This window comes from Escherichia sp. KS167_9B (genome assembly GCF_030295215.1).
GTDB lineage: Bacteria > Pseudomonadota > Gammaproteobacteria > Enterobacterales > Enterobacteriaceae > Escherichia > Escherichia coli_F.
In genome coordinates this window covers 84401-97364 of record NZ_AP025755.1, presented here as the reverse complement: position 1 = coordinate 97364, position 12964 = coordinate 84401, and the positions used below count along the sequence as shown (strand labels likewise).

At 53.4% G+C, this 12964-nt stretch carries 11 protein-coding genes; 9 read left to right on the top strand and 2 right to left on the bottom strand.

The window, feature by feature from the left end; translation table 11 throughout:
• The first annotated feature begins 1 nt into the window (after position 1).
• The 5 genes from traS (at position 2) to traD (ending at position 5110) form a co-directional block, all read left to right on the top strand.
• A complete protein-coding gene (gene traS / locus QUE34_RS27170; protein WP_024166185.1) occupies positions 2-499 on the top strand; it encodes a conjugative transfer entry exclusion protein TraS in 498 nt (165 codons plus the stop codon).
• Between the two features lie 31 nt (positions 500-530).
• Positions 531-1262 carry a conjugal transfer complement resistance protein TraT gene (traT, locus tag QUE34_RS27165; RefSeq protein ID WP_001364068.1) on the top strand — a complete coding sequence of 244 codons (732 nt, stop codon included), beginning with the start codon at positions 531-533 and terminating at the stop codon, positions 1260-1262.
• 203 nt (positions 1263-1465) lie between these two features.
• Positions 1466-1945 carry a hypothetical protein gene (locus QUE34_RS27160; RefSeq protein ID WP_001355324.1) on the top strand — a complete coding sequence of 160 codons (480 nt, stop codon included), beginning with the start codon at positions 1466-1468 and terminating at the stop codon, positions 1943-1945.
• 428 nt (positions 1946-2373) lie between these two features.
• Positions 2374-2910: a hypothetical protein gene (locus tag QUE34_RS27155; RefSeq protein ID WP_001355323.1), complete on the top strand. Its 537-nt coding sequence runs from the start codon at positions 2374-2376 to the stop codon at positions 2908-2910.
• A 55-nt stretch (positions 2911-2965) separates the two neighbouring features.
• A complete protein-coding gene (traD, locus tag QUE34_RS27150) occupies positions 2966-5110 on the top strand; it encodes a type IV conjugative transfer system coupling protein TraD (protein WP_000009375.1) in 2145 nt (714 codons plus the stop codon).
• Positions 5111-5118: 8 nt separating this feature from the next.
• On the opposite strand, the gene vapC is transcribed toward traD, so the two are convergent.
• Both vapC and vapB read right to left on the bottom strand, forming a co-directional pair.
• Positions 5119-5517: a type II toxin-antitoxin system tRNA(fMet)-specific endonuclease VapC gene (vapC, locus tag QUE34_RS27145; protein ID WP_000911316.1), complete on the bottom strand. Its 399-nt coding sequence runs from the start codon at positions 5515-5517 to the stop codon at positions 5119-5121.
• On the bottom strand, positions 5517-5744 hold the full coding sequence (vapB, locus tag QUE34_RS27140; protein ID WP_000450526.1) for a toxin-antitoxin system antitoxin VapB: 228 nt from the start codon (positions 5742-5744) through the stop codon (positions 5517-5519). The genes vapC and vapB overlap by 1 nt, the downstream gene beginning before the upstream one ends.
• Before the next feature lie 81 nt (positions 5745-5825).
• Here vapB and traI point away from each other — a divergent pair, with 81 nt between their 5' ends.
• Genes traI through QUE34_RS27120 form a run of 4 tightly spaced genes read left to right on the top strand, consistent with a single transcriptional unit; the run spans position 5826 to position 12950 of the window.
• Complete coding sequence (gene traI / locus QUE34_RS27135) at positions 5826-11096, top strand: conjugative transfer relaxase/helicase TraI (protein WP_000986971.1); 5271 nt, start codon at positions 5826-5828, stop codon at positions 11094-11096.
• A 48-nt stretch (positions 11097-11144) separates the two neighbouring features.
• A complete protein-coding gene (locus tag QUE34_RS27130) occupies positions 11145-11576 on the top strand; it encodes a hypothetical protein (protein ID WP_000447372.1) in 432 nt (143 codons plus the stop codon).
• Positions 11577-11597: 21 nt separating this feature from the next.
• Complete coding sequence (gene traX, locus QUE34_RS27125) at positions 11598-12335, top strand: conjugal transfer pilus acetylase TraX (protein WP_000429592.1); 738 nt, start codon at positions 11598-11600, stop codon at positions 12333-12335.
• A 54-nt stretch (positions 12336-12389) separates the two neighbouring features.
• Positions 12390-12950, top strand: a complete 561-nt coding sequence (locus tag QUE34_RS27120; RefSeq protein ID WP_000139355.1) for a fertility inhibition protein FinO — start codon at positions 12390-12392, stop codon at positions 12948-12950.
• The last annotated feature ends 14 nt before the right edge of the window (positions 12951-12964 follow it).

Genomic DNA, 12964 nt, shown 5'->3' with positions numbered 1-12964 from the left:
AATGAAAAATTTAGCTCATATTGCTCTGATAACTGTGATACAGCTCATTGCCTGTAATCTGGCTGATTGGGGGAGCGCTGAAACAGTTTTTATCCTGTGCTTTATTGTACTATGGCAGGGACTGTTTATATGGTTGTTTTCTCAAATACGAAAAAAACGGCATGTGTCGGATGAGTTTAAATTCAGTAAAGGCGTTTGGTATATACTGATGCCAGTATCTTCCTTATTCTCTCCGTTATTAAGCCTGATGACTTTTATCATTGGTACACTATACGAATTAAGGCGAGTTTGTGGTTGTGTAAGTGTAAGAGAATGGATGCAATCTCAGGTAAATGAAAACGCCAATGAAGAATTGCATCTGGATTTTGATGATGTGAGTTTTGATTATGTGGATTTTTATCGTACTAATCCGGCAACAGGATTAGCTATGCATGGAGGATTTGATTCAGCAGGAAATACTTTTGGAACTTGTTGGCAGGACTATGATGATAGGCGATAAGAAAACTGTAGCTTGTAATAAAGGTAATTTGATGAAAACAAAAAAATTGATGATGGTTACCCTGGTCAGTTCCACTCTGGTCCTTTCAGGGTGTGGTGCGATGAGCACAGCAATCAAGAAGCGTAATCTTGAAGTCAAAACTCAGATGAGTGAAACCATCTGGCTTGAACCCGCCAGCGAACGCACGGTATTTCTGCAGATCAAAAACACGTCTGATAAAGATATGAGTGGGCTGCAGGGCAAAATTGCTGATGCTGTGAAAGAAAAAGGGTATCAGGTGGTGACTTCTCCGGATAAAGCCTACTACAGGATTCAGGCGAATGTGCTGAAGGCCGATAAGATGGATCTGCGGGAGTCTCAGGGATGGCTGAACCGTGGTTATGAAGGCGCAGCTGTTGGTGCAGCATTAGGTGCCGGTATTACCGGATATAACTCCAATTCTGCCGGTGCCACACTCGGTGTAGGCCTTGCTGCTGGTCTGGTGGGTATGGCTGCAGATGCAATGGTGGAAGATGTGAACTATACCATGATCACGGATGTGCAGATTGCAGAGCGTACTAAGGCAACGGTGACAACGGATAATATTGCCGCTCTTCGTCAGGGCACATCAGGTGAGAAAATTCAGACCAGTACTGAAACGGGTAACCAGCATAAATACCAGACCCGGGTGGTCTCAAATGCGAACAAGGTTAACCTGAAATTTGAAGAGGCGAAACCTGTTCTCGAAGACCAGTTGGCCAAATCAATTGCTAATATATTGTAATTTAGGATGAGACTGGATAAAGCTGTACCAGTCTCATATAAATTCCCTATTATGGCATTAAGGGGGTAGTCGTGTTAATCAGAAAATGTATAGTGTTATTAATTTGTTTTCTCATTCAGGGATGCATAAGTACAGAAGTATCTGAAGGAGCTTTATATAAATATAAAAATAAACATGTAAGAGAATTTTTGTCCGATCAGATAATGTATAATATTCATAATGAGAATTATAATTATATCACCCGCACTGGAGGTTCTGATACTTATTTTTTATATACTCCAGCTTTGTTTGTTGATAAACAGGTTGCAGCACCATCGGTGAATGTTGAAAACTTATGTATTATAAGCGGAGGGCAAGGTCGAATTAAGAAATTTACGGCTGATACTTTTATTGAATCAGGCTATAAAGTTGCTAAAGCCTTTCGTGATATGGGATTGTATGCTCATTTCGGAGCATATGAAGCATTCAGGGATTCTTATCAGAGTTTTGAAGAACAAAAAGTTGCGTATAGATTTCAAACGAAAAAGCTGGATGAGCATATAAAAAGAGGTTATTTCTTTGATGACTTTTCCTGTGTTGTTAATGGAAAAACAATATGGTCGCTTTCAATTGAACCAGTCGCTGTTGATAAGGATTCATCAGATGTTGACCAGATATGGATGCTTATGACGGTTAATAGCTGATCTTTAGGGATAAAACTAAATAGCGTCAAGAGAATATTATCCGTGGCTGGGATGACTGGCCTCCTGACTGACGCCTCGCGTTGCTCGTTGTCTAACCCCGGGAAGTAACAAAATAAATTTTGTCGCTTCCCGGCGTTTCCGAAATAAATATGAGAACACTGAACGGTTGTGCAAATTCTTTGTGCGACCGTGAAGTGTTGCCGGCGAAGCCGGGATCTTCCGGAGAAAGTCATTATGACATCAGACAATATCGCTGAATATGTTGGTGAGAATAATCAATTTACTGAGAAGCCTGTAACTGAATCCCCCCGGTGATACAGGATAATACAGCGACAACTAAAGACTATCTGTACAGCAATAATATTGATACTGACCTTTTAGTGGTTATCGGAGGGCTTATTGTTATATTGTTTCTCATGATGCTTGTCATGTACTTTATTAATTCTCTCAGGTATAAGGAATTAACTGAAATACTGACAAAAATATCTTTTCCTGAGAAATCCGGGAGCAATCCGCTTAAGCCGGAAGAGGGCCGCTGTAATTTGTTGTCCCTGTGTGTGCTGGCCCGGGTATTCTGTACTCCCAAAAAGCTGGCAGAAGTCTCCAGACAGATCATCGTGACCAGTGCGCAGGAAATTGCCTGGACGCCCGGGAATAGCCGTATTGATGGTGAGCAGGAAGAAAATATTACCTGGTCTCTGTCGTCACAGACTCATGCCGATAAATACGAGCTCATCAATAAAACGTCCCGTGTATCTCCTGACAGTGGCCACTTTTATGAACCGGGCACGGCTCTGGATTATCGTGAACGGGTACGCCTTTTTGTTCAGATCCAGTATTCACACGAGAGTGACTGGTCTGAAATATTGCGCCTGACTGATATCGTGCTGGAAAAAGTTTCTTCCGGCAGGCCAGCAGGCGGCTATCACCACCGGTATACAGGGTATACATGGTTTGTTCTGTGAATGCATTCCACACCGCTCTTTTCTGCTCTGTTCCTGACTTTCCCGGAGTTTCATCATGAGTTTTAACGCAAAGGATATGACCCAGGGCGGTCAGATTGCGTCCATGCGTATCCGCATGTTCAGCCAGATCGCCAATATCATGCTTTACTGCCTGTTCATTTTTTTCTGGATCCTCGTTGGTCTGGTTTTATGGGTAAAACTAAGCTGGCAGACGTTTGTGAACGGCTGTATTTACTGGTGGTGCACCACGCTGGAAGGCATGCGGGATTTAATCAGGTCCCAGCCGGTCTATGAGATCCAGTATTACGGCAAAACCTTCCGGATGAACGCGGCTCAGGTACTGCATGATAAATATATGATCTGGTGCGGTGAGCAGCTATGGTCCGCATTCGTTCTGGCCACTATTGTGGCCCTGGTTATCTGCCTGATCACCTTCTTTGTTGTCTCCTGGATTCTGGGGCGTCAGGGTAAACAACAGAGCGAAAATGAAGTCACAGGTGGTCGTCAGCTGACAGACAACCCGAAGGACGTTGCCCGGATGCTGAAAAAAGACGGCAAGGACTCCGATATCCGGATTGGCGACCTGCCGATTATCCGGGATTCCGAAATCCAGAACTTCTGTCTGCACGGCACGGTCGGGGCCGGTAAGTCGGAAGTTATCCGTCGTCTGGCCAACTACGCCCGTCAGCGTGGTGATATGGTGGTGATTTATGACCGATCAGGGGAATTTGTTAAAAGTTACTATGACCCGTCCATTGATAAGATCCTGAATCCGCTGGATGCCCGCTGTGCCGCCTGGGATTTGTGGAAGGAGTGCCTGACACAGCCGGATTTTGATAATACGGCAAATACCCTGATCCCGATGGGTACAAAAGAGGATCCGTTCTGGCAGGGTTCAGGACGTACCATTTTTGCGGAAGCGGCGTACCTGATGCGCAATGACCCCAACCGCAGCTACAGCAAACTGGTGGACACACTGCTTTCCATCAAAATTGAAAAACTGCGTACCTTCCTGCGTAATTCACCTGCGGCCAACCTGGTGGAAGAGAAAATCGAGAAAACGGCGATTTCCATCCGTGCAGTGCTGACCAACTACGTGAAAGCCATCCGTTACCTGCAGGGGATTGAGCATAACGGTGAGCCCTTCACCATCCGTGACTGGATGCGTGGTGTCCGGGAAGATCAGAAAAACGGCTGGCTGTTTATCTCGTCGAACGCCGACACCCATGCTTCCCTGAAACCGGTGATCTCCATGTGGCTGTCCATTGCCATTCGTGGGCTGCTGGCAATGGGAGAAAACCGTAACCGTCGTGTGTGGTTTTTCTGTGATGAGTTACCCACGTTACACAAATTGCCGGACCTGGTGGAGATCCTGCCGGAAGCCCGTAAGTTCGGTGGCTGTTATGTGTTTGGTATCCAGTCCTATGCCCAGCTGGAAGATATCTACGGTGAGAAAGCGGCAGCCACGCTGTTTGACGTCATGAACACCCGTGCCTTTTTCCGTTCTCCCAGCCATAAGATTGCAGAGTTCGCTGCCGGTGAAATTGGTGAGAAAGAGCACCTGAAAGCCAGCGAGCAGTATTCCTACGGTGCTGACCCTGTACGTGACGGGGTATCGACCGGTAAGGATATGGAGCGCCAGACGCTGGTCAGTTATTCCGACATTCAGTCTCTGCCGGATCTGACCTGCTATGTCACCCTGCCCGGACCGTATCCGGCAGTAAAACTCTCACTGAAATATCAGGCACGACCGAAGGTTGCTCCGGAGTTTATTCCGCGTGACCTCAATCCGGAAATGGAGAACCGCCTGAGCGCCGTGCTTGCTGCAAGGGAAGCAGAAGGTCGCCAGATGGCCAGTCTCTTCGAACCGGAGGTTGTCTCCGGAGAAGACGTGACTCAGGCTGAACAGCCACAACAGCCAGTGTCTTCTGTCATCAATGATAAGAAGTCAGATGCAGGTGTGAGTGTTCCGGCAGGGGGGATCGCGCAGGAGCTGAAAATGAAACCGGAAGAAGAGATGGAACAGCAACTGCCACCCGGGATCAGTGAATCCGGTGAAGTGGTGGATATGGCCGTTTATGAGGCATGGCAACGGGAGCAGAATCCGGATATCCAGCAGCAGATGCAGCGCCGTGAAGAGGTAAATATCAACGTGCACCGGGAGCGCGGGGAGGATGTTGAGCCGGGAGATGATTTCTGATGAACAGGTCAGCTCCAGTCTTCAATTCGCAGACCGTCCACACGTTCAAATTCCCGGGTGTTATTAGTCACAATAATCAGTCCCCGACTGCGGGCATGACCTGCGATCATTTGATCAAATGGTCCGACAGGGCGTCCCTGACGGGCAAGTTCTGCTCTTATCTGGCCGGTGTGTGTGGCTGCTGCAGCGTCGTAATCCAGAACATCAATGCGGGAAACAAATCCCTCGATCACAGCGAGATTGCGTTCAGGCATCTGGCTTTTTTCTGCACCATATATCAGCTCCATCAGGGTGACAGAGCTGATACACATTCTCCCCTGGTTCAGGTTAAAACGTTCTCTGACACTGGCGGGCTTGTTCTTTATTGTGAAAATGCAGATGTTGGTATCGAGCATAAACTTCAGCATCAGAATGACTCCCTTTCCTGCATGCCGGGCTGTTCCCTGTTATCCATAAAATCAGCGCTGACGCTGTTTCCGTCGAACCATTCATCCCATGACTCTCCGGCTGGCGTAATGATACGGGTTCGTCCGACAGCAATCACTTCAACGCGTTTTACGTTTTCCGGCAATGCAACCGCTTTTGGCAGCCTGACCGCCTGGCTGCGGTTGCTGAGAAATACGGTGGTTTCCATCATTTACCTCCTTACATGGATATGTCTTGCGCATATCCATTGTGGGATCGTTGTCGGGATATGTCAAAGGGATATACGTTTATGATGAGTATCGCGCAGGTCAGATCGGCCGGAAGTGCCGGTAACTATTATACCGACAAGGATAATTACTATGTGCTGGGCAGCATGGGGGAACGCTGGGCCGGCAGGGGGGCAGAGCAACTGGGGCTGCAGGGCAGTGTCGATAAGGATGTCTTTACCCGTCTTCTGGAGGGGAAACTGCCGGACGGAGCGGATTTAAGCCGCATGCAGGATGGCAGTAACAGGCATCGTCCCGGTTACGACCTGACGTTCTCCGCCCCCAAAAGTGTCTCCATGATGGCCATGCCAGGTGGCGATAAGCGCCTGATTGATGCACATAATCAGGCCGTGGATTTTGCTGTCCGTCAGGTGGAGGCGCTGGCCTCCACACGGGTGATGACGGACGGACAGTCAGAAACGGTACTGACCGGTAATCTGGTGATGGCACTGTTTAACCACGACACCAGTCGCGATCAGGAACCACAGTTACACACGCATGCGGTGGTGGCTAATGTCACGCAGCATAACGGCGAGTGGAAGACACTGAGCAGTGACAAAGTGGGGAAAACGGGGTTCATTGAGAATGTGTACGCTAATCAGATTGCCTTTGGCAGGCTCTACCGGGAAAAACTGAAAGAGCAGGTTGAGGCGTTGGGCTATGAAACTGAAGTGGTTGGTAAGCACGGTATGTGGGAAATGCCGGGCGTACCGGTGGAGGCCTTTTCCGGACGCTCGCAGGCTATCCGGGCGGCCGTCGGGGAAGACGCCTCGCTGAAATCCCGGGATGTGGCGGCACTGGATACGCGAAAATCCAAACAGCACGTCGATCCTGAAGTCAGAATGGCTGAATGGATGCAGACGCTGAAGGAAACCGGGTTCGACATCCGGGCATATCGTGACGCGGCGGATCAGCGTGCGGAGAGCCGCATGCAGACGCCCGGGCCAGCTTCACAGGACGGGCCGGATGTGCAGCAGGCGGTGACACAGGCCATTGCCGGATTAAGTGAACGAAAAGTGCAGTTTACGTACACGGACGTGCTGGCCAGAACGGTCGGTATATTGCCGCCGGAAAATGGTGTGATTGAGCGGGCCCGTGCCGGTATCGATGAGGCCATCAGCCGTGAGCAGCTGATTCCCCTCGACCGTGAGAAGGGGCTGTTCACGTCCGGGATTCATGTGCTCGATGAGCTGTCAGTCCGGGCACTCAGTCGTGACATCATGAAACAGAACCGGGTGACTGTACATCCGGAGAAAAGTGTCCCCCGGACGACCGGTTACAGCGATGCTGTCAGCGTTCTGGCACAGGACCGTCCGTCGCTGGCCATTGTGTCCGGGCAGGGCGGTGCAGCCGGGCAGCGTGAGCGGGTGGCCGAGCTGGCAATGATGGCCCGGGAGCAGGGGCGGGAAGTGCAGATTATCGCCGCTGACCGTCGCTCGCAGATGAACCTGAAGCAGGATGAGCGGCTGTCCGGTGAGCTGATAACCGGGCGGCGTCAGCTGCTGGAGGGCATGGCCTTCACACCGGGAAGTACTGTTATCGTTGACCAGGGCGAAAAACTCTCCCTGAAAGAGACGTTAACCCTGCTGGACGGTGCCGCACGTCATAACGTACAGGTCCTGATAAGCGACAGCGGACAGCGAACCGGTACAGGCAGTGCGCTGATGGCCATGAAAGATGCCGGGGTGAACACATATCGCTGGCAGGGGGGAGAGCAGCGACCGGCAACCATCATCAGTGAACCGGACCGGAATGTCCGCTATGCCCGGCTGGCCGGGGACTTTGCGGCCAGCGTGAAAGCCGGAGAAGAGAGCGTGGCACAGGTCAGCGGAGTACGGGAACAGGCCATACTGACACAGGCCATTCGCAGTGAGCTGAAAACACAGGGCGTGCTCGGACACCCGGAGGTGACCATGACTGCACTGTCACCGGTCTGGCTGGACAGCCGGAGCCGTTATCTGCGGGATATGTATCGCCCGGGGATGGTGATGGAGCAGTGGAACCCGGAGACACGCAGTCATGACCGTTATGTGATAGACCGGGTGACGGCGCAGAGTCACAGCCTGACCCTGCGGGATGCGCAGGGCGAAACGCAGGTGGTGCGTATTTCCTCCCTGGACAGCAGCTGGTCGCTGTTCCGGCCGGAAAAAATACCGGTGGCAGAGGGCGAGCGTCTGAGGGTGACGGGAAAAATCCCCGGACTCCGCATCTCCGGCGGTGACCGCCTGCAGGTGGCATCCGTCAGCGAGGACGCGATGACGGTTGTTGTGCCGGGGCGGGCTGAACCGGCCTCCCTGCCTGTTGGCTACTCACCGTTCACGGCACTGAAGCTGGAGAGCGGCTGGGTGGAAACGCCCGGGCATTCCGTCAGTGACAGTGCGACGGTGTTTGCCTCCGTCACACAGATGGCAATGGACAACGCCACCCTGAACGGTCTGGCCCGCAGCGGTCGTGATGTCCGGCTGTATTCCTCACTGGATGAAACCCGTACTGCGGAAAAACTTGCCCGCCATCCGTCCTTTACGGTGGTTTCTGAGCAGATAAAGGCGCGTGCCGGTGAGACATTGCTGGAAACCGCTATCAGTCTGCAGAAAGCCGGGCTTCACACGCCGGCACAGCAGGCCATTCATCTGGCCCTTCCGGTGGTGGAAAGTAAAAACCTGGCCTTCAGCCAGGTGGACCTGCTGACAGAGGCGAAGTCGTTTGCTGCAGAAGGAACCAGTTTTACTGACCTGGGACGGGAAATCAATGCGCAGATAAAACGCGGTGATTTACTGTATGTGGATGTGGCAAAAGGCTATGGCACAGGACTGCTGGTTTCCCGTGCGTCGTATGAGGCAGAAAAGAGCATTCTTCGCCATATTCTCGAAGGTAAGGAGGCGGTCACGCCGCTGATGGAGAGAGTACCTGGCGAACTCATGGAGAAACTGACATCAGGACAGCGCGCCGCCACCCGCATGATACTGGAAACCATCGACCGTTTCACGGTGGTGCAGGGCTATGCCGGTGTGGGTAAGACCACACAGTTCCGGGCGGTGATGTCAGCCGTGAACATGCTGCCGGAGAGTGAGCGTCCCCGTGTTGTGGGGCTGGGGCCCACTCACCGTGCGGTCGGGGAGATGCGCAGCGCCGGCGTGGATGCGCAGACACTGGCGTCCTTTCTGCATGACACGCAGCTGCAGCAGCGCAGCGGAGAAACGCCGGATTTCAGCAACACGCTGTTCCTGCTCGATGAGAGCTCTATGGTGGGCAATACCGACATGGCACGGGCATACGCCCTGATTGCGGCCGGTGGTGGTCGTGCTGTGGCCAGCGGTGACACGGACCAGCTGCAGGCCATCGCGCCCGGTCAGCCTTTCCGTCTCCAGCAGACGCGCAGTGCTGCCGATGTGGCCATCATGAAGGAGATTGTGCGTCAGACGCCGGAACTGCGGGAGGCGGTATACAGCCTGATTAACCGGGATGTGGAAAGAGCATTGTCCGGGCTTGAGAGTGTGAAACCGTCTCAGGTGCCACGTCAGGAGGGCGCCTGGGCACCGGAGCACTCCGTGACGGAGTTCAGTCACAGCCAGGAAGCGAAACTGGCAGAAGCGCAGCAGAAGGCGATGCTGAAAGGCGAGGCTTTTCCGGATGTCCCCATGACACTGTATGAAGCCATTGTCCGTGACTATACCGGCAGGACACCGGAAGCACGGGAGCAGACGCTGATTGTCACGCACCTGAATGAAGACCGGCGCGTGCTGAACAGCATGATTCATGATGCACGGGAAAAGGCCGGTGAGCTGGGAAAAGAGCAGGTCATGGTGCCTGTCCTGAATACAGCGAATATACGCGACGGGGAACTGCGTCGTCTCTCCACCTGGGAGAATAACCCGGATGCCATTGTCCTGGTGGATAATGTGTATCACCGGATTGCCGGTATCAGCAGGGATGACGGGCTGATAACCCTGCAGGATACGGACGGTAACTCACGGCTGATTTCGCCCCGGGAGGCGGTGGCTGAAGGTGTCACACTGTACACCCCGGACAAAATCCGGGTGGGGACCGGTGACCGGATGCGCTTCACGAAGAGTGACCGGGAGCGCGGTTATGTGGCCAACAGCGTCTGGACGGTGATGGCGGTTTCCGGTGACAGTGTCACGCTGTCGGACGGACAGCAGACGCGGGTGATTCGCCCCGGTCAGGAGCGGGCAGAGCAACATATTGACCTGGCCTATGCCATCACCGCCCACGGTGCGCAGGGGGCAAGTGAAACCTTTGCCATCGCGCTTGAAGGCACGGAAGGTAACCGGAAACTGATGGCAGGCTTTGAATCAGCCTACGTGGCCCTGTCGCGTATGAAGCAGCATGTACAGGTGTACACCGATAACCGTCAGGGCTGGACGGATGCCATTAACAATGCCGTACAGAAAGGAACAGCCCACGATGTGTTTGAACCGAAACCGGACCGGGAGGTCATGAATGCAGAGCGGCTGTTCAGTACGGCGCGGGAGCTGCGGGATGTGGCGGCAGGCCGTGCCGTTCTTCGTCAGGCGGGGCTGGCCGGGGGAGACAGTCCTGCACGGTTTATTGCACTGGGGCGCAAATATCCGCAGCCGTATGTGGCACTGCCGGCTTTTGACCGTAACGGCAGGTCAGCTGGTATCTGGCTGAACCCGCTGACCACGGATGACGGAAACGGGCTGCGGGGATTCAGTGGTGAAGGCCGGGTGAAGGGCAGTGAAGATGCACAGTTTGTGGCCCTGCAGGGCAGCCGTAACGGAGAGAGTCTGCTGGCTGATAATATGCAGGATGGTGTCCGGATTGCCCGTGATAATCCTGACAGCGGTGTGGTGGTGAGAATTGCCGGTGAAGGTCGCCCGTGGAATCCGGGTGCCATCACCGGTGGCCGCGTGTGGGGGGATATCCCGGACAACAGCGTCCAGCCGGGAGCCGGAAATGGCGAACCGGTCACGGCAGAGGTACTGGCACAGCGGCAGGCTGAAGAGGCTATCCGCCGTGAAACGGAACGTCGCGCAGATGAAATTGTCCGTAAAATGGCAGAGGAAAAACCTGACCAGCCGGATGACAAAACAGAGCAGGCTGTCAGGGATATTGCCGGGCAGGAGCGTGACCGGGCTGTCACTTCTGAACGGGAAGCCGTACTGCCGGAGAGTGTGCTGCGTGAGCCTCAACGGGTGCAGGACGCTGTCCGGGAGGTTGCCCGGGAAAATCTGTTGCAGGAGCGACTGCAGCAGATGGAGCGGGATATGGTCCGTGACCTGCAGAAAGAGAAAACCCTGGGCGGAGACTGATACTGTCGGCCCGGGCGTTTGTGTTAACCCCCTGAGGAGATTGCTGATATGGAAACCTTCCCTGACCCTGATGACATCCGGGGAAAAACAGCAGACATACTGAGCGCGTTATCCGTGGACAATATTCCTGAGCGTTATGGCTTTACGGCAGAGCTGGCATCGCTGAAAAACTGCATAAGCGAGGATGAATATTGCAACATGGAGTTTTACAAGACGGGGTGCGCCTTCCTGAAAGCTTTACTGAGAACCCGGCTGAGACTTAAAAAAACCGACCCCGCGCATCCGTTGCTGCCCGTGATATCTTCGTCGGTGGAAGAGCTCAGAACACAGCTTAAGGAAAATGAAGCTTACGTCCGCCTTTTAATCGGGATGGATGCGGTTTCCCGACGGGTTGGTGTGATGAATGTGTCTCTTCTCGGCCTTACCGCAGTGATGATACTGATTATCGGGGGAACTGTGCTGGCACATGTATGGTTTTAAAGCTTCGTAAGGCGTGATGATATGGAGAATATGAATAACACGGTCGGTGTTGTGACCATGAAACCCCGGGAGTGGCTGGAGCGCCTTCTTGTCTGGTCCCCCGGACAGCGGGATATCATCAAAACGGTGGCACTGGTGCTGATGGTACTGGACCATGCAAACCGCATTCTGCATCTGGACCAGACGTGGATGTTTCTGGCCGGGCGTGGAGCCTTTCCGCTGTTTGCCCTGGTATGGGGGCTGAATCTGTCCCGTCATGCGCATATCCGGCAGTCGGCCATTAACCGGCTGTGGGGATGGGCTGTGATTGCCCAGTTCGCGTATTACGTTGCCGGCTTTCCCTGGTATGAAGGGAATATCCTGTTTGCCTTTGCGGTTGCGGCACAGATGCTGACGTGGTGTGAAACGCGCAGTTGGTGGCGTTTGGTGGGGGTCATATTGCTGCTGGCAGCGTGGCTGCCTTTGTCCGGCACCAGTTACGGCATTGCCGGGCTACTAATGCTGGCGGTCAGCCACAGGCTGTACAGGGAGAAAGACAGAACGGAACGTCTGGCGCTGGTTGCCTGCCTGCTGACCGTGATTCCTGCGCTTAACCTCGCCACCAGTGATGTGGCGGCTGTAGCTGGCCTTGTGATGACGGTGCTGACCGTTGGTCTGGTGTCGTGTGCAGGGAAATCACTACCCCGTTTCTGGCCCGGGGATTTTTTCCCGATTTTCTATGCCTGTCATCTGGCTGTGCTGGGCGTTCTGGCACTGTGACGGGTGTGGTATCTTTGACTGTAACAGGATGATTCGTCAGAGGCAGAACACAGCATGACAGAGCAGAAGCGACCGGTACTGACACTGAAGCGGAAAACGGAAGGAGAGACGCCTGTCCGCAGCCGGAAAACCATCATCAATGTCACCACGCCACCAAAATGGAAGGTGAAAAAGCAGAAGCTGGCCGAGAAAGCGGCCCGGGAAGCAGAGCAGGCGGCAAAAAAAGCGCAGGCCAGACAGGCGCTGTCCATTTATCTGAACCTGCCCACACTGGATGAGGCCGTGAACACCCTGAAGCCCTGGTGGCCGGGATTATTTGACGGTGACACCCCCCGGCTTCTGGCCTGCGGTATCCGTGACGTGTTACTGGAAGACGTGGTGCAGCGGAATATCCCGCTCTCGCATAAAAAACTGCGCAGGGCGCTGAAGGCCATTACCCGTTCAGAAAGCTATCTGTGTGCCATGAAAGCCGGTGCCTGCCGGTATGACACGGAAGGGTATGTGACGGAGCATATTTCTCAGGAGGAGGAAGCGTATGCGGCAGCGCGTCTGGATAAAATCCGCCGCCAGAACCGGATAAAGGCAGAACTTCAGGCCGTGCTTGATGAGAAATAAAAAAAAGCCTCCAT

Coding starts and splice junctions, on each gene's coding strand:
- vapC (WP_000911316.1), bottom strand. CDS start 5,517: ATGCTGAAGTTTATGCTCGATACCAACATCTGCATTTTCACAATAAAG.
- traX (WP_000429592.1), top strand. CDS start 11,598: ATGGAGAATATGAATAACACGGTCGGTGTTGTGACCATGAAACCCCGG.
- QUE34_RS27160 (WP_001355324.1), top strand. CDS start 1,466: ATGTATAATATTCATAATGAGAATTATAATTATATCACCCGCACTGGA.
- vapB (WP_000450526.1), bottom strand. CDS start 5,744: ATGGAAACCACCGTATTTCTCAGCAACCGCAGCCAGGCGGTCAGGCTG.
- traD (WP_000009375.1), top strand. CDS start 2,966: ATGAGTTTTAACGCAAAGGATATGACCCAGGGCGGTCAGATTGCGTCC.
- traT (WP_001364068.1), top strand. CDS start 531: ATGAAAACAAAAAAATTGATGATGGTTACCCTGGTCAGTTCCACTCTG.
- QUE34_RS27155 (WP_001355323.1), top strand. CDS start 2,374: ATGTACTTTATTAATTCTCTCAGGTATAAGGAATTAACTGAAATACTG.
- QUE34_RS27130 (WP_000447372.1), top strand. CDS start 11,145: ATGGAAACCTTCCCTGACCCTGATGACATCCGGGGAAAAACAGCAGAC.
- QUE34_RS27120 (WP_000139355.1), top strand. CDS start 12,390: ATGACAGAGCAGAAGCGACCGGTACTGACACTGAAGCGGAAAACGGAA.
- traS (WP_024166185.1), top strand. CDS start 2: ATGAAAAATTTAGCTCATATTGCTCTGATAACTGTGATACAGCTCATT.
- traI (WP_000986971.1), top strand. CDS start 5,826: ATGATGAGTATCGCGCAGGTCAGATCGGCCGGAAGTGCCGGTAACTAT.